Raw genomic sequence first — 16166 nt, forward strand, 5'->3', positions numbered from 1 at the left:
TAGTGATCGTTTGTGACCTTATTATTTCGAGCCCCCACTTGTTAATGATCTCTGCGATCACTATCGCCGGCGAGCCCTGTCAATAGGGAGCTTTCCGATCACTATGTGGGAGTCAAAAGCGCTAGCAGGCCCCCTGCCGGTAGACCGACCACCACCGGGACGCCGGGACGCATGGGACGCCGCGACGCGAGGCTGGGCCGCAATAGGGATCCTTTCTCTCACTAAGACACCACCACCAATCGTTTAAGGATCCCATTGATCACTATCGCGGATTCCGGCCCAGGGATAGTGATCCCATCGATCCCTATCATGAAGCTGTTGCTGGCTCGCGACTCACATTAGTGATCGTTTGTGACCTTATTATTTCGAGCCCCCACTTGTTAATGATCTCTGCGATCACTATCGCCGGCGAGCCCTGTCAATAGGGAGCTTTCCGATCACTATGTGGGAGTCAAAAGCGCTAGCAGGCCCCCTGCCGCAGCGCGATCGAAGGCCCACGCTGATTTTCAGGTTTGTACTTTTGATAAGTTTGTCTCCCTCAGTCCGCATCATGTAAAGTAGTATGTACAATTTAGTATTGAGGAGATGGCACCTTTGGGAACTTCGAACTGCTTCGTGTGCGGACCTGAAAATCCATTTGGGCTTCATATGCACTTTCATCAGAAGGATGAAAAGGCTGTTGCGGAATTTATCTGTGAGCCCCGTCATTGCGGCTGGCCTGGTATTCAACACGGCGGCATTACCAGTTCTATTTTTGACGAAGCCTGTGCCTATGTTCCATTTTTTCGAGGACTCGTTGCCATGACGGCCGAATTAAAAGTCAACTATTCCAATCCTATTCACGAAGGAGAAAAAGTAACGGTTACGGCATGGCCCATTCGTACTACAAAGCGGCTCTTGAGTGTACAGGCAGAGATTACTGATACAAATGGCGTCGTCCGAGCCCGGGCGGAGGCCAAGATGATGGTCCTTACGGACAGGCAGATGGAGCAAGCAGGAATGGCTGAGTCCCCAATCTAATCCCACTTAGAATTATCCTCAGCTTTGCCAAAACCCGCGCACCCTGACCTGTTCGTCTGACCTGTTCGTCTGACCTGTTCGTCTGACCTGTTCGTCTGACCTGTTCGTCTGACCTGACCTGTCCTGTCCTGTCCTGTCCTGTCTTGTCACTTGTCACTCACCAAATTCCCCTAATATTCTGTTTTTATTCCAAGGAGAGATGACCACATGTTAAAGGCCGCTGAAAAACGTCGACATGACATAGAACAACGGTTCCAAAACTGGCCCAGACGCACTGTAGCAAGGCACTTTCAGGAGCAGTCGAAAGCGTACGGTGAACGCCCGCTGATTCTCACGCCAACCGAGGAATTCAGCTATGAAGAAGTCTGGAATCAGGCATGGAGTCTGGCAAAATCATTGATGGCGCTTGGGGTCAAACGACGGCAACATGTTGCTGTACTGATGGCCAATGAACCTGAGTTTGTATTTCTGTATTTGGCTGTTTCTATCGTCGGCGCTGTGTGCATCCCCATCAATACGATGCTGAAACGAGATGAACTGAAGTATCTGCTGGAACAATCCGACAGCGAGTGGTTGTTTATCCACCAGATGGCTGGAAGCGTAAACCACGGCGAGACTGTCTCACAACTCATGGATGCTCAACCTGGAACTCAAACTAATCAACCTGGAACTCAAACTAAAAAAACGGCGATTCAACAGGTGGTTTGCATTCCAAACGGTGGGAGCGGCTTGGATTCCCGTTTTACCTTGTGGGATGAGTTTGTATCTATGGGAGAGGCGACGCCGGACAGCGAGGTGCAATCCCGCTTCGACAGCTCAGGTTATCCGGATGAGGTGGCGAATATCATTTATACGTCGGGATCGACCGGATTGCCCAAGGGAGTCATGTTGACACACGACATGCTGCTGCGGTGCTCGTATTCCACTGCACTGAGCAGAGCTTTTCAAGACGGCAGGCGCATCTACACGGGGCTGCCGTTGTATCATGTGTTCGCGCTGGAAGAGGGCCTCTTGGCGGTGTCTTTTGCGGGCGGATGCGTTATTACAGCCTCCAACTTTGCCCCGGGTCAGTCGCTGGAACTGATAACAAACTACAAGGCCAATGATTTCTTGTGCGTCCCATCCATGTTGGTGGCGATGCTTAACCAACCCAACGTGGAGGACTATGATTACTCCTCCCTGCATTCGCTGATGTGTGCTGCTGCCCCGGCGCCGGTGCCAGTGTGGGAGCGTGCGCTGCGTATCTTTGGTGTGAGCGAAATTTGTACAGGGTATGGGGGGACGGAGGTGACGGGATCGACAGTGCATACTGAAGTAGACGATCCCGTCGAAACAGTGGTCACACGAGTCGGCCGCATCAAGCCGGCAGGGAGTACCGGATTGTCCGAATTTGGCGGTGCCAACGTGGAGTACAAAGTTATTCATCCCGAGACAGGAGAAGACCTGAACAAAGACTCCATCGGCGAACTGACAGTGCGCGGCAACATTGTGACGAGAGGCTACTACAACAAGCCGGAGGAAACAGCGGCTAACATCGATAAAGACGGCTGGTTAAAAACGGGCGATCTCGGTCGCATCGACGAACAAGGCTACATCGAGTTCCTTGGCCGCAGCAAGGATGTTGTGAAGGTATCCGGAGAAAATGTGTCACCCAAGGAGATTGAAGAGGTCATAACCCGCCATCCTGCTGTAGCGCAGGCGTATGTGGTTGGTGTCCCTGATAGGATGACAACAGAAGCAGGTGCTGCATTTATTGAATTGAAACCCGGAGAAACCTGTTCGAGACGGGAAATGATGAAGTGGTGCCAGAATCATTTGGCAAGATTTAAGGTGCCTCGGCACTACTGGTTTGTGGAGAGCAGTCAGTGGCCCATGACGGGATCGGGGAAGATTCAAAAATTTAGGTTGAAAGAGCTGGCACAAGAAAGACTCGGCGCAGATAGTCAGGTCACCGAAAAGACGCCGCAGTAAAACTTAAGACCGACGAGTGTGGAATGTCGCGAGTTAAATTATAAGAGGGAAGCCGTCAAATGCGGCTTCCCCTGATGTTTTGTTCCCCGACCTGTTTTGTTTCCGGCTTGTTTTGTCTCCCGGCTTGTTTTTTTCCAGGCTTGTGTTATTTCCCGACGCACGTATGCCCTGCGTCCAAATCGTCATCAAGTATATGCTACGTCGCGGCGAACAAAGAACAGCCACGCCAGCAGGTTCATCACAACAAAGTAGGCAATGACCATTGTGAGCGAAAAGCCTAAGGTCAATCCTTTGACCATGGGGCCGTTCACAACAAACTGAGACAAGTCGCTGTTGGTAAACAGAATATACTTGACCCAATGGTAGCTCAGCAGTGCCTGCACCAACACTCTGCCTACAACGAACGCCAGCAAGGAGATGGTGATAGCCAGAGCGCTGCTTCGGAATATACTGGATATCATGAAGGCAATCGTCGCCATCAAAATGAGTTGCACTAGCATAAATCCATATTGCATCAGCAAATACGCCACTGTCGGCATGTGTTGGATGTGCTGGTGCGCATCAGTATAAAAAGTAGGCGCGTCGGCACCGGTGAAACCGAAGAACAGTCCGCCAATAATGTATGACGCCACAAACATAAAGGCGGTTGCAAAGAGCCCAAACAACAGCATAGAAGTAAACTTTGCTGCCAGCACCTTGGTTCTGGTAGCGGTCTGCGTGAGGAGCATTTTGATGGTACCTGTACTGAACTCACTGGCCACAATATCCCCAGCAACGACGAGAATGAACGCGATGAGCAGGGTAGACAGGTTCTTGGCCTGTGCCGCAAACTTCCATCCCGTCGTTTGGTTGGGGTTGATGTTGTGAGCAATATCGTAGTTATTCATCTGGATTTGCGCTTGTAAAGATGACACTGCCGAAGATGACATGTGCTTCTTATTGTGACTCAGCGTTTGTTCCAATTGAGTATTCTGTACTGTCAAATTATGTTTCCAATTACTTGATGTCTGGTGCTGGTGCGTAAAAATGAGAATCGCGGCCAAAATTAGCGCGGCGACAAGAAACCCCATCATTATCCAAGTGCGCTTTCTCCGATAGATCTTCATGTTTTCGTTTCCAATGAGTTTCATCATTTCACTGCACCACCTGTCATCTCCAAGAAGGTTTCTTCCAGAGTTTTGCTTAGGGTTTGTACGCCGTAAATGCGTACTCCCTGCGAGTCGAGGGCGTGGACGACATCCGGAACTTGTTCCCGGGTTAAAAGCATCTGAAGAACTGCTGTTGCAGTCGATCCCGGTTCTACTTCCGGCACAGTTGCTCCCGCCGCAGTTGCTCCCGCCGCAGTTGCTTCCGGCACTGCGTTCTCTGTGGCAACGCCGTCCGGCGCAGTGGCTTCGGACACAGTTTCCTTGAGCGTTGCGCTCTCCGACACTGGTCTCTCGGAGGCAACACCTTCCGAAGCGTGGTTAGCAGCACTGAGTTTGGTATCTGTCTCCACTTTGAGGTCAGGAAACGCCTCTGTGAGAATTCTGCTGGCGACTGCTGCATTGTCGACTTCAATCACAACAGGCTGCTCCATGGCACTGTCTAACTGCTTGTCACGGATAGAACGAACGTCGATGAGTTTGCCCGATTGGATAATGGCAACGCGATCGCACATGAGTTCCATCTCTGACAACAAGTGGCTGGAAACAATGACGGCGATGCCTTCGTTGGCCGCCAGGTTTCGGAGGTAGTCGCGAAGTTCTCGGATTCCGGCGGGATCGAGGCCATTGGTAGGCTCGTCCAAAATGATGACGTCGGGACTACGAAGCAAAGCCTGTGCAAGTCCGAGCCGCTGCCGCATTCCTAAAGAATAGGTTTTCACCTTATCGTGAATGCGGTCTTCCAGTCCCACTTGCTTGACGACTTCCATGATGCGATCCTGGGTCACGCCGTTGGACATGTTTGCGTAGTGCTTCAGGTTCTGAAACCCTGTGAGAAATTTGTACATCTCTGGGTTTTCAACGATTGCCCCGACATGGCTCATAGCAGCCTTAAAGTTGTTGCGAACATCGTACCCGGCGATGTGTACATCACCCCGTGTAATGGAGATAAGGCCTACCATCATGCGGATGGTCGTCGTCTTCCCTGCTCCATTGGGTCCGAGCAAGCCAAAAACCTCACCCTTAGGGATATCAAAGGAAAGGCTGTCAACAATGGTTTTTCTACCAATCTTTTTTGTCAAATCTCGAATTTCGACAGCTGTGTTCGAAGTCATCTGCGTTCTCCTTATCTGCTGGTTAATCGACGGACTTTACACCCGTTATACGGTCTACATGAATGGATGGTTCACTTTGACTTTGGTCAGACAATCACATTGTAATGGTCGAATAGAGACAGAGCGCTGCGCCTCCTTTTGTTCCTCCTCTTTATTTGACGCCGGAAATTCGGTATTCACTGCAAACAATTTGAAAATTAATTTCGATATAAAGTGTTATCGAACATGTTGACTCCATCGTTACCAGCATCGTTGACGGCATCCAAACGAATCTGCAACTTTACTTTACACGTAGACTGTTCGCCTCTAGCACATGAGTTTAGTATTATTCTTCCCAAAATGGAAGAAGAATTACCGTCTGCTTATTTCTTCAATTTTGATACATCTGGCTAAACCTTCATCAATTTTATTTACTTCTACGCCACCGTGGTCTACAACCATACCCCTCCCCCGCCGCGCTGGGCCTTAGTCACGACGTCACCCATCTGCATACACTGATCAGAACGAATAATTGATGTAATGGGGGAACGATGCCGTGACGGACCAAGGAAGTTTCGGACAGAAGTCGATTGTCTTATCCTCAACCTATCCATCACAAGGTTGTGTGTCTCAGGGTGATGCAGCACCTGCATTTACTGCGGATGCTTTTGCAAAGGGAAAACAGCGGGAGGTTAAATTAGAGGATTACAGAGGTAAGTGGGTCGTTCTTGTCTTTTATTCAAGTGACTTTACCTTTGTCTGACCGACAGAACTGGCTGCGGTCGCAGTCATTTATCCGAGGCTGAAAGAACTGGACGCCAAAGTCCTTGCTATAAGCACAGACAGCATCTACAGCCACAAAGTGTTTAGTGAAACCTCTCCCTCAATGCAGCATGTAAGCTATGCCCTGTTAAGCGACAGAAACCACCGCATCAGCAGAAGTTACGGTGTGTTGAATGAGGAAAAGGGGACGGCAATGAGATCGACCGTAATTATCAATCCTGAAGGGCTCATCGAAGCGAAACTGGTGTATCCATCTCAGGTCGGAAGAAACACAGCAGAAGTCATTCGTATTTTAGAAGCACTGCAGTTTAACCGACAATCAAACTTGGGAGCACCCGCAAACTGGGTGCCTGGTAAACCAGGCATACCCATCGACATTTCACACGCAGGTAAAATATAGAAGCAAAAGCACTTAGCCACGGCTCATGTCGAGCTAAGCTGATAATAACGACTGGCTAAAACTCACAAACCCTATAATCCAGGACATGGCCCCACATCATTGTTTTGGAGAAACCAGGACTGCCTGATGGTTTTGCCATCAGGCTTATTTTGTCCTACAGTCTGCGACTGAATGTTTGCTAAAATAAGGACAAGACAGTTTTCCGGGAGCTGGTTCAAGTGGTGATTGCAGCCGTCATTTTTTGGATTGTCTTTTTAGGAGCCGCAGTGTATCTCTTTAGAACAGGACGAATGAAACCCTATGAGCTTGTTGTGTATATCACTGGCTTGGTGGGCGGCACCCTTATGACCCTTGCGGGAAAAAGTGCGCTCGGTTACTTTGGAGTTTTCTTGTTCACCTTATTTATGTTGTGGGAATTGGTACGAACAGTGAGAGAGAAAAAGTAATGGCGATGTCTGGACAAGGATGAGCAGACACTGCCTACCTGCGTGCCTACTTGAACGTTCTTGTGCCAACCGTTCTAATAAAGACGAGTAACAGAACTGCTGTGTAAATGAATCCCCAGGCTAAAGCCAAGATGTGTTGCCACACAGGAAAAGCCGACCATTGTGAAGCGACGGCGACAATTGGTGACACAGGAGGAAGCAGCCATGGAATAACGTGGACTGGCAGTGGCAGAGAGCGGACCATTTGCTCACTGCTTACTGCTAAAGCGGCTGTAAGTAAAGCCACCAAGACGGCGGTTCTCTTCTTTGCAATGAGGCTCTGTGTAAAGTACAGACCAATTGCTGTGCCCAGCAGTGCCATTGAGATGTTCTCAATGAATGCAATCGACATCTTACCTACTGTCAGCGATACTGCGAAACGCTGCAGCAGGATTGGATAAAGAAGCGAGCAGGCTGCGGCAAAAAGCCCCAGTAATATCGCATAAATGACTTTGCCAACAAGATATTTTTGAAGACTGCCCATGTGCAGAACTGTAATTTGCTGCTGTGTCGGATGTTCAAGATTTGTAAAGCCGTAGGCTAACCACAGGGATGCCAGGAAGACCCACATCCCTCCAAAAGAATAACTCTGCAGAACATGGTTCGAACTGTCGCTGTAGACAATCATGAGTGTTGCAAAGAGAAACAGAACGGGCGCTGTATACAAGTACGAGCGTAGATAGTAGCGGTGGATGTATCCTAGATAGTGTGTCATCAGTTTATACCTCGGGCGGACAGAGGGTTGAGAGACAAAATGGTTGCATTCAACTGCAATAATTTGTGCAGGACCTCATCACTCTTGCTGCGCGTCACATGAAAAGTGGTTCTGCCGTTTTGTCTCTTCATCCAGACCACTCCAGGAATGGTATCCAAAGACGCTGTATGAGTCTGCGACGGCACGTGAGCTTGAATGACAATGACCTCTTCGTCAGCGCTTTTCTGATTCAGGACATCGGACAGAATGTTCCCCTCATGGATATGTACGACCCGGTTTGCTAACAAATCTACAAGATGAGAGTATTCCAGCGGTGAAAATCGGAGTTTTGGAAAGCGTGCGGGTACGAAACCAATTTTGAGAGAATCCGGAGACACCCGTCTTGTTCCTTCAGATACGGGCTCCAATCCAGATATGATACGCAAAAGCGTTGTTTTCCCGGATCCGTTCTGCCCGACAACGGCTAAAGACTGAGGAGAATGAAGGGACAAAGAAATGTTACTGAGGACTGTGTTGCCTCCAAATTTCTTGGTTATGTTATCCAATCGCAAGATTACCTGGCCGGGAAAATTCACAGTGCCGCCCCCTTGCTGGACTTTGTTAGAAACAGCTCCATCTACTTTTCAGCAGCAATGAGATAGAAACGCTGTTACTTTGGAAATCACTGTGTCTGATTCAACATCTAAACACACGTGGTGACGCGAACGCGGAAGCTGGTGAATCTCGCGATGAGGTGACTGCACACTGTTATACACGTATTGCGAACTTTTGGGATGAATGACTTCATCCATGTCACCCTGAATAATACAAACCGGGACCGTCACCTTGTACAGAACTTGCTTTGCTCTTCGAACCACGCTTCCAAACTGGACTACACTGCTGGGAGGCGTGACCAAAAAACCGCTGGGACGCTTGCGCAGATACTCTGATTCCTCACTGGAAGACTGAAAGTGGCCCTTTAGGAAAACCTTTGCTTGTCGAAGCAAGAGTTCAGGGCTGGCATAATTCAAAGCCGGTGACAGCATGGTCAGCGAGGCAATGGGCTGTTTGCTGGCCAGTATTGCGGCAATAAGAGCGCCCATTGAAAAGCCGATGAGATGGACCGGCCCCCGCTCTAGAGCCTCTATGACAGGTTTTTCTGCGCTGTCAATCCACTGGTCTGCCGAGACCCCGCTGAGGCCAGAGTAGGTACCGTCGTGCCCCGCCAAGTGTGGAACGGACACGTGATACTCCAGCTCACGCAGTGCTTCAGTCAGCGGAGCCAACTCAGTTGGATCCCCGGTAAACCCGTGCAGCAAAACACAGTATTCCTCTCTCACAAGGTTCGCCTGCCTCATTGTAGACTCTCGCTAAATCCTAACTCCCAACTGGGATATGTCGGTCTCCATCCATATTCTCTCCTGGCCTTTCGATTCGATGCTCCCCGTTCCCAGCCTTCACAAGTCTGGCTTACAGGGGGCATAGGTGCACCTAATGCCTTTGCATACACTGGAACCCACTGTGTTCCAGGAGCAGGATTATCATCTACTATATTTACAGCACCGTTTGGCCACTGCAACGCTTCAACAGCAGCGTGTGCGGCATCCGCAACATGCAGGAAGGACTCAATGCCGGGCGTGGCCGTAAGTTCCCCTGCAAGTACTTGTTGGGCCGTCATTTCATCTTTGTCATACCAAGTACCGGGTCCATACAGTTTCCCGTAACGGAGTATCACGTATTGCGGGAGTTCTGAAACTGCGTGTTCTAAAGCGGTCACTCCACGGACGAACCGCCCTCTGGCACCATCAGCCTCACTGTCAAGGGCATCTGCTTCCACTGCGAGACCGTCTCCTAGTGCATAGGCCCATGCAACACTCTGCGCAACGATGTGATTGACTCCCGCTCTAAGACACGCATCTACAAGATTTCTTGGACCCTCGATTCGCACTCTGCTGTTCTCAGCAAAGTCCATGTCACTGAGAGCCGTGAGCTGATGCATCACAACATCGGGTCGAACCTCTCTCAGTACAGCAGTAAGGCTTTCTAAGTCATAGACATCTGCCACCACTGCACGGGCGCCAGTCTTTTCAATGGAAGCTGCTTTCTCAGTCCGTCGTGTTGTTCCGACCACTTGATGACCGGCTTGAACTAACATAGGCAGCAGCAGTCTTCCGACTGCACCCGTTGCTCCCGCAATAAATATCTTCATGAGGCTCCTCCTTGTGGCTGGTCTGCTCTTCAAAAGTGTTCTGTCCTTATGTACAGGTGGCATAGACAAGCACATCTTGTCCATTTCGCTTGATTTCCTTTTCGAGCTTCATGCCAATGTGCAGAGCGACTTTCCGTGATCCGGTGTTTCCGGGCTGAATGAGAGATACGAATCTGCTGTTCTCCAACTCCTGTGTTCCATACTCCTTTAGTCTCGCCGCGGCTTCAGTCGCATAACCTTGCATCCAGTATTCGCGAGCAATCCAATATCCTATCTCCAGTTCTATGGCATCATCCACAACTTGCAAAACAATCCCAGCGTGTCCAATTGCGGACCTGTCCGTCTTTCTCTCAAGAATCCTCAGTCCCATCATCTCTCCGGTTGCATACATGTCGTAAATCCGGCTTAAAAAAGTTCTAGCCTCCGCCTTGTCCCTTACCTGGCCGTTGCCAATGTAGCGCATGACTTCGGGATTTGCCAGCAACGCTTCAAGAAAAGGCAGGTCTTCGTCACAGTATCGTCGGAACACAAGCCGCCGTGACTCTAGTTCTGACCTTGAGTCTGTAGACGACAACATTCATCACCTCCCGGAGTTCGTTGTCTATGCTGCTGTCAAAATCATTCCTTTATCGGTCATCCATCTGGCATCCTTGGAACCGTGTCTTAATTATAATAGAATCACTTACAACAGTCCTAAGGAGGTTGTGCATTGTCTTCATTTGCTCATAAACAGGATGGTGTTTTTCCTGCTGTTTGTTCATTGGACTGCCCGGATCAGTGCGGTCTGCTCGTTCATAAAAAGGACGGAAAGATTGTCAAAGTGGAAGGGGACCCAAGCCATCCGGTGACGCAAGGACACATTTGCAACAAAGTGCGTCAACTTCCTGAACGCATTTATGACAAAGATCGGCTGCAATACCCGCTGAAACGTATCGGCAAGAAGGGTGAAGGCGTGTTTCAACGCATAACTTGGGATGAAGCAATTGCGACAATTACCGCTAAATGGAAAGAACGGATTGAAAACCAGGGTCCGGACAGAATCCTTCCCTATAGTTTTTACGGTAATATGGGTCAGGTACATGCTGAAGGCATGGACAGACGTTTCTTCAACCGTCTTGGTGCCAGCCGTCTCGACCAGACCATTTGCAATTCTGCCGGCAGCGCAGGCTACGGGTACACCATGGGTGGAAGCTTCGGTACTCCGCCGGAAGATACCATCCATGCAAAGCTCTTTATCTTCTGGGGGATTAACGCAGTCAGCACGAACATGCACCAGGTGGCAATTGCTGAAAGAGCGCGCAAGCACGGTGCTAAAATCGTTGTCATCGATGTCCACAAAAACCAGACAGGAAGATGGGCAGACTGGTTTATCCCAGTTCTACCTGGAACGGATACAGCCCTCGCACTTGGTCTGATGCACGTTTTGTTTGAGCAAAACTATGTGAATGAAGGCTTTCTTAGGGACTACACCGTGGGCTCTGAAGAGCTTCGTCATCACGTAAAGCAGTACACACCAGAAATCGTTTCGAAGCTTACCGGTGTACCTGCTGCGAACATTAACCGACTGGCCGCACTATATGGCGAGACGCTGCCTTCGTTCATTCGGATTGGCAACGGTCTGCAGCACCATGACAACGGCGGTATGGCCGTACGTACCATTGCGTGCTTACCTGCGTTAACAGGCCAGTGGCTGCATCAAGGCGGAGGCGCCCTGAAGGGGAACTCTGGCTACTTGCAAACGAACTCCGTCAACCTGCAGCGTCCACACTTGAGAGCAAACAAGCGAACTCGAACAGTGAACATGAATCAACTCGGGGACGCCTTGTTGTCTCTCTTGCCGCCGATTCTGTCTCTGTACGTGTACAACAGCAATCCAGCCATCGTGGCTCCGGAAGGCACAAAGGTAAGACAGGGTTTAATGCGGGAAAATCTGTTTACCGTTGTTCACGATTTGTTTGTGACGGAAACCGCAAAATACGCCGACATCGTACTTCCAGCAACGTCTTCCTTTGAGAATACGGATTTATATACCAGCTACTGGCATCAGTACATGCAACTGCAGCAGCCCGTGGCAGCACCGTATGGTGAATCCAAGTCGAATTCAGATGTCTTCCGGCTCCTCGCAAAGGCTATGGGCTATGATGACCCGGAGTTCGATGACACAGACGTTGAAATGATTCAACAAGCCCTAGACAACCCTTCGAATCCCAGAATTCAAAACATCACCTTCGATGAACTTCGCGCTCGCAACTTCATGAAGGCCCAAAGCAAACCGCTGTTTCCAGGCAGGTTGCCAACGCCAAGCGGGAAAATTGAGTTGTATTCAGAACAAATGGCGCGGCACGGGTATCCTCCGCTTCCCACGTTCAAACCTCTGATACAAGACAGCGATGCTCCGTACTTGTTTGTACCGGGTCCAAATCACCACTTTCTGAACACTACCTTTGCAAACAATATGCTGCACCAGCAGTTGGCAAAAGAACCGAAACTGTATATGAATGGTCAGGATGCGGAGAATGCGGGTATTAACGACGGCGATGTTGTTTCCGTCTACAACCACCGCGGCATCTGCACCCTGACTGCAGCCGTGGGGGAAGATGTGCTGCCAGGAGTCGTCGTGAGCCAGGGGCTTTTTGCAGAAGGAGCAGAAGGCGACAATTTGGTCAATACGCTTACACCTGACCGTTTGGCAGATATGGGCGGAGGGGCCACGTTTTTCTCGGGCAGAGTCTATGTCGAAAAAATGGGAAAGTAGCTTCGCGATCCAGCTTGAAATCAGGAGTGAATGTGAAGAAGGACTGATTAGCGGGCAACATGCACAGACAGTTTTGTTCCATCCAGGGAGGCGGGCTCAGCAACCTCTACCCGCCTCGGTTCCATTTATGCTCTCGTTGAACTGCAGTATCGTTTAAGCCTTGGCTTTGCGCCGACGCCTCAGGTACACAAAAGCACCGCCGGCCAAAATGACCGCTGGCAGAATGCCCGCATAAGGAACTTCCGGCATCTGACCCGCTGGCGTTGTCGGCCCAATGGAAATTGAACCGCCTCCGATATTCGGATCGTTGGAGAAGTACATTTCGTCTTCACCTTTGTTGTTATTCTCACCGTGCCCCGTAGAATGATTGAAAGCTACTGGGCCGGCTTCAATTGTGTAGCTTCCATTATTGACTTTCGACGGCAAGGTAAATTTATACACAAACGGTGCTTTGTTGCTAGAGCCGTCCACCTCTGTGCCTGTCACACTGAAAGTAGGGTTGCTCGTATCCCACTTCCCGGGATCGGCTTTAAACGGGCGCGGCGGATTGAAGAAGTTAAAGGTCAGGTGTGCTGGCGCATTGACCTCGTTCCACAGCTTCGACTTATTACCTGGATTGGTCAACTCAATGTAGTAGGTACCGCCCCACTGCAATGCAGAGATTGGCGCTGTCGAAGTGACACTTGAGCTGTTGTATAAATCCAAATTGCCTTCGCCGTTTCCTCCATTATCCGCCAAAGCAGTCTGCGTTAACGCTACCATCGTACCGGTCATCGCCATAGATAATGTAATGTTTCGAATGATTCGAAGCCTAGGCTTTGCCTGACTCATATTGCCGTTTCCCCCTCTCCCCCAGTGCATCTTCAAGCATCCACTCAAGGGCAACTTTTGCGTCAAGAATACCACATGTGCAGTCAGTTAATTACTAAAATTGTCACATTTAAAGATATCTTTAACTAATTAAAATACAAAAATAGGATCTGAATCCAAATTGAATCCAGACCCCGCCTTGATCTTCATTGCTATGAAATTTGGGGAGTTGAGCATGGGCAGCGCACTTCTCGTTTCTTTCTCGTTATTTGCAGTTTCCAGCTATCCCAGGTTCCGGCTATCCCAGTTTTCGGCGCAGCATTTCCTGCACAACGAAGGAAGCCACATCCGGTGCCAGAGTGCCCGGGCCAAAGCCGGCATCATAACCGAGTTCAAGTGCCAATTCGTGCGTGATGCGCGGTCCCCCTGCTATCAACACCAGTTTCTCCCGCAAGCCTTCCGCTTCCAACAGGTCCGCCAACCGACTCAGGTTCTCGATGTGCACGTCCTTCTGTGTGACAATTTGAGACACCAAAATGGCATCGGCTTTTAGCTCAACGGCCTTTTTCAAGAGTTCGTGATTTTCCACCTGACTCCCCAGGTTGTATGCGTTAATCTGTGGATACCGTTCAAGCCCATACTCCTGGTTGTAGCCTTTCATGTTCATGATGGCGTCGATGCCGACGGTATGTGCGTCGGTCCCCGTGCAGGCACCAATGATGTTGATCTTTCGTCCAATCTTCTCTTCAATAAACTGATTGATTTGATAGTAGTCCATTTTTTCGGTGTCCACTTTGGCAACATGAATGCTGGAGTAATCAATGGCGTGCTGTAGGTTTCCGTACATCACAATGAAAGTGAAGTTTTCACCGATGTCTTCGTGGTGAACCACCGCAGGGTTCGCAAGCCCCATCTTTGCTCCGAGCTGCCGTGCGGCTTCGACCGCTTCCGGGCCATCCGGCACAGGCAGTGAAAAGCTTAACTGGACTTTGCCGTCGTCCATGGTATCCCCGTATGGCTTGACTCTCGTCAAGTCCACCTTTGCAATCTGGTCTTTGTAGTTTGCTGCGTTTACTCGGTCACCACCCGCTTCGACAAAACCTGATGATTTCCCTAAGTTCACATCCGACTTCGCATTGAATGGATTCATGCCTGCACCCCCGTCTTGGCTGGCTTCAACCCCAACTGTTGTCGCAAGGCTGTTTCAAACGGGTTAAAGTAGTCTTCCGATCTCGGAAAAACACCCGCCAAGCCCTTCCCCCCGTCAAAAGCCCTTTTCACATCAGCGAACACACCTTGTGCCAGTGATTCAAAAAATCCTTGTTTCAGGATGCCTTCGAGCATTTCGACTGCATCATTCAAGACCTGGTGAGCGCGCTGCACTATCCGTCCATCCGCCTTGAACTCAATTTCATCCCCCAAGTGCCGCGCATTGTTAAAGACATACTTGGCATTCTCTACCGCCAAATGCCTGTCATAGAGCAGAGGTGTATGAATCTGCTCCGTCATCATGCCAAGCAGTTGAATTCCCTGGTGTGTCATAATTCCCACCATGTTAAACAATGCATCCTGAATATGCCCGCGAAAGATGTTTCCCGTCATGTACTTTGTAGGAGGCATGTACTTGAGCGGTGCATCCGGAAAAATCTCCCGTGCCATCTGTGCTTGTGCCAGTTCATACAAGAATCCGTCTTCAAGCTGCGGATTCATTTCAAAGGCGTGCCCCAGGCCCATTTGCTCTGGCGGAAGTCCAGCCCGAAGCGCAAACTGCTCATTGATAAACTGGGAAGCCAGTACCGTGTGTGCCGCCTCCACCGCATCGGCTGTAGTCAAATAGTTGTCTTCGCCTGTGTTAATCATAATGCCGGCAAAAGAGTTGAGCATGCGGGAGAAGGCTTGATCGACCAGTGTTCTCTGCATATTGATATCCCGGAACAAAATGCCGTAGAGCGCATCGTTCAACATGACGTCGAGACGTTCCATGGCACCCATGGCGGCAATCTCAGGCATACACAGCCCGGACGCGTAGTTACACAAACGAATATAGCGGTGCTCTTCTTCGCCAACCTCGTCCAGCGCCTCTCGCATGATGCGAAAATTCTCCTGGGTTGCAAATGTTCCGCCAAAGCCTTCTGTGGTCGGGCCGTATGGAACGTAATCAAGCAAGCTCTGTCCAGTACTGCGAATTACGGCGATGATATCTGCTCCCTGTCGGGCTGCAGCCCTCGCCTGGACAATATCCTCATAGATGTTGCCTGTAGCCACAATGACATAGACGTAGGGCTGCTCGCCTTCACCGAGTCGGTCTATATACCCATCCCGGGTTTGGCGATTTCGCGCGATTCGCTCCAGGCTTGTTTCGGCCAGGTCCCTTCCCTTTTCAAGCACTTCTTCCCGCGGACTCAGAGGCAGTTCCATCAAGTCCACCGTCTCTGCTGCAACTGCCTCTGCCAGTTCCTGGGCAGTCAGACCGGTTTGGAGCATTCCGTTGATAAACCAGGTTGATATGCCGGACTCGATGCGCCCTGCGGAGTGAATACGCTGGACCACAAGGTTGGCAAAAGGGATGCCGTCCTCGTCCACACCGTCCACACCCAGCAGGCGCAAAGCAGTCCTTTCCACAGCCACGGTCGATCGCGCTGCTATAAACTCATCCACCTGCTCCGCAATGCGACTAGCCGCCTCTCGTGCCCGCCTCACCACACTCTCATCCAAATGCAGTTTCGACTCCACTGTTGATTCCTCCCATCCAGTTCCGTTCAAGCTCAACATCCGTCTACATCTATTGTGCGCCCACATT

15 protein-coding genes are annotated in these 16166 nt (G+C 50.2%); 5 read left to right on the forward strand and 10 right to left on the reverse strand.

Translation table 11 applies throughout. The features are described 5' to 3' along the window. Positions 1–594: 594 nt before the first annotated feature. Complete coding sequence (locus GI364_RS23740) at positions 595–1020, forward strand: PaaI family thioesterase (protein WP_198851620.1); 426 nt, start codon at positions 595–597, stop codon at positions 1018–1020. Between the two features lie 207 nt (positions 1021–1227). Further along, entirely contained in the window at positions 1228–2991 is a 1764-nt protein-coding gene (locus GI364_RS23745; protein WP_198851621.1) for a class I adenylate-forming enzyme family protein, read from the forward strand. A gap of 185 nt (positions 2992–3176) precedes the next feature. Here the strand turns inward: GI364_RS23745 and GI364_RS23750 are convergent, their stop codons facing one another. Beyond that, positions 3177–4124: an ABC transporter permease gene (locus GI364_RS23750; protein ID WP_198851622.1), complete on the reverse strand. Its 948-nt coding sequence runs from the start codon at positions 4122–4124 to the stop codon at positions 3177–3179. Further along, positions 4121–5251: an ABC transporter ATP-binding protein gene (locus GI364_RS25575; protein WP_198851623.1), complete on the reverse strand. Its 1131-nt coding sequence runs from the start codon at positions 5249–5251 to the stop codon at positions 4121–4123. The genes GI364_RS23750 and GI364_RS25575 overlap by 4 nt, the downstream gene beginning before the upstream one ends. A 568-nt stretch (positions 5252–5819) precedes the next feature. Here GI364_RS25575 and GI364_RS23765 point away from each other — a divergent pair. Beyond that, complete coding sequence (locus GI364_RS23765) at positions 5820–6413, forward strand: peroxiredoxin (protein WP_255524696.1); 594 nt, start codon at positions 5820–5822, stop codon at positions 6411–6413. A gap of 218 nt (positions 6414–6631) precedes the next feature. Continuing rightward, positions 6632–6859 (forward strand): hypothetical protein, encoded by a 228-nt coding sequence (locus tag GI364_RS23770; RefSeq protein WP_198851624.1) that lies wholly within the window; start codon positions 6632–6634, stop codon positions 6857–6859. A 46-nt stretch (positions 6860–6905) separates the two neighbouring features. Here the strand turns inward: GI364_RS23770 and GI364_RS23775 are convergent, their stop codons facing one another. From GI364_RS23775 to GI364_RS23795, 5 genes are read right to left on the reverse strand one after another with little or no spacing between them, the layout of a single operon-like run. Beyond that, a complete protein-coding gene (locus GI364_RS23775; protein WP_198851625.1) occupies positions 6906–7613 on the reverse strand; it encodes a hypothetical protein in 708 nt (235 codons plus the stop codon). Then, the gene (locus GI364_RS23780; protein ID WP_198851626.1) at positions 7613–8188 is read right to left on the reverse strand and encodes an ATP-binding cassette domain-containing protein; all 576 of its coding nucleotides are present in this window, start codon (positions 8186–8188) and stop codon (positions 7613–7615) included. Before GI364_RS23780 ends, GI364_RS23775 begins: the two co-directional genes overlap by 1 nt. Positions 8189–8236: 48 nt before the next feature. Next, positions 8237–8950: an alpha/beta hydrolase gene (locus GI364_RS23785; protein WP_198851627.1), complete on the reverse strand. Its 714-nt coding sequence runs from the start codon at positions 8948–8950 to the stop codon at positions 8237–8239. After that, positions 8947–9801: an NAD-dependent epimerase/dehydratase family protein gene (locus GI364_RS23790; RefSeq protein ID WP_198851628.1), complete on the reverse strand. Its 855-nt coding sequence runs from the start codon at positions 9799–9801 to the stop codon at positions 8947–8949. Before GI364_RS23790 ends, GI364_RS23785 begins: the two co-directional genes overlap by 4 nt. Before the next feature lie 46 nt (positions 9802–9847). Continuing rightward, positions 9848–10378: a GNAT family N-acetyltransferase gene (locus tag GI364_RS23795; RefSeq protein WP_198851629.1), complete on the reverse strand. Its 531-nt coding sequence runs from the start codon at positions 10376–10378 to the stop codon at positions 9848–9850. Positions 10379–10510: 132 nt separating this feature from the next. Here GI364_RS23795 and GI364_RS23800 point away from each other — a divergent pair, with 132 nt between their 5' ends. After that, complete coding sequence (locus GI364_RS23800; RefSeq protein ID WP_198851630.1) at positions 10511–12556, forward strand: molybdopterin-dependent oxidoreductase; 2046 nt, start codon at positions 10511–10513, stop codon at positions 12554–12556. 153 nt (positions 12557–12709) lie between these two features. Here the strand turns inward: GI364_RS23800 and GI364_RS23805 are convergent, their stop codons facing one another. From GI364_RS23805 to GI364_RS23815, 3 genes are all read right to left on the reverse strand, one after another. Next, a complete protein-coding gene (locus GI364_RS23805) occupies positions 12710–13387 on the reverse strand; it encodes a hypothetical protein (protein WP_198851631.1) in 678 nt (225 codons plus the stop codon). A 277-nt stretch (positions 13388–13664) separates the two neighbouring features. Continuing rightward, complete coding sequence (locus tag GI364_RS23810; protein WP_198851632.1) at positions 13665–14516, reverse strand: lysine 5,6-aminomutase subunit beta; 852 nt, start codon at positions 14514–14516, stop codon at positions 13665–13667. Beyond that, positions 14513–16099: a lysine 5,6-aminomutase subunit alpha gene (locus GI364_RS23815; protein WP_233095939.1), complete on the reverse strand. Its 1587-nt coding sequence runs from the start codon at positions 16097–16099 to the stop codon at positions 14513–14515. The genes GI364_RS23810 and GI364_RS23815 overlap by 4 nt, the downstream gene beginning before the upstream one ends. Between the last annotated feature and the right edge of the window lie 67 nt (positions 16100–16166).

Origin of the sequence: Alicyclobacillus sp. SO9 (assembly GCF_016406125.1) — a bacterium.
Taxonomy (GTDB): Bacteria; Bacillota; Bacilli; order Alicyclobacillales; family Alicyclobacillaceae; genus SO9.

Coding starts and splice junctions, on each gene's coding strand:
- GI364_RS23745 (WP_198851621.1), top strand. CDS start 1,228: ATGTTAAAGGCCGCTGAAAAACGTCGACATGACATAGAACAACGGTTC.
- GI364_RS23750 (WP_198851622.1), bottom strand. CDS start 4,124: ATGATGAAACTCATTGGAAACGAAAACATGAAGATCTATCGGAGAAAG.
- GI364_RS25575 (WP_198851623.1), bottom strand. CDS start 5,251: ATGACTTCGAACACAGCTGTCGAAATTCGAGATTTGACAAAAAAGATT.
- GI364_RS23775 (WP_198851625.1), bottom strand. CDS start 7,613: ATGACACACTATCTAGGATACATCCACCGCTACTATCTACGCTCGTAC.
- GI364_RS23785 (WP_198851627.1), bottom strand. CDS start 8,950: ATGAGGCAGGCGAACCTTGTGAGAGAGGAATACTGTGTTTTGCTGCAC.
- GI364_RS23790 (WP_198851628.1), bottom strand. CDS start 9,801: ATGAAGATATTTATTGCGGGAGCAACGGGTGCAGTCGGAAGACTGCTG.
- GI364_RS23795 (WP_198851629.1), bottom strand. CDS start 10,378: ATGTTGTCGTCTACAGACTCAAGGTCAGAACTAGAGTCACGGCGGCTT.
- GI364_RS23805 (WP_198851631.1), bottom strand. CDS start 13,387: ATGAGTCAGGCAAAGCCTAGGCTTCGAATCATTCGAAACATTACATTA.
- GI364_RS23810 (WP_198851632.1), bottom strand. CDS start 14,516: ATGAATCCATTCAATGCGAAGTCGGATGTGAACTTAGGGAAATCATCA.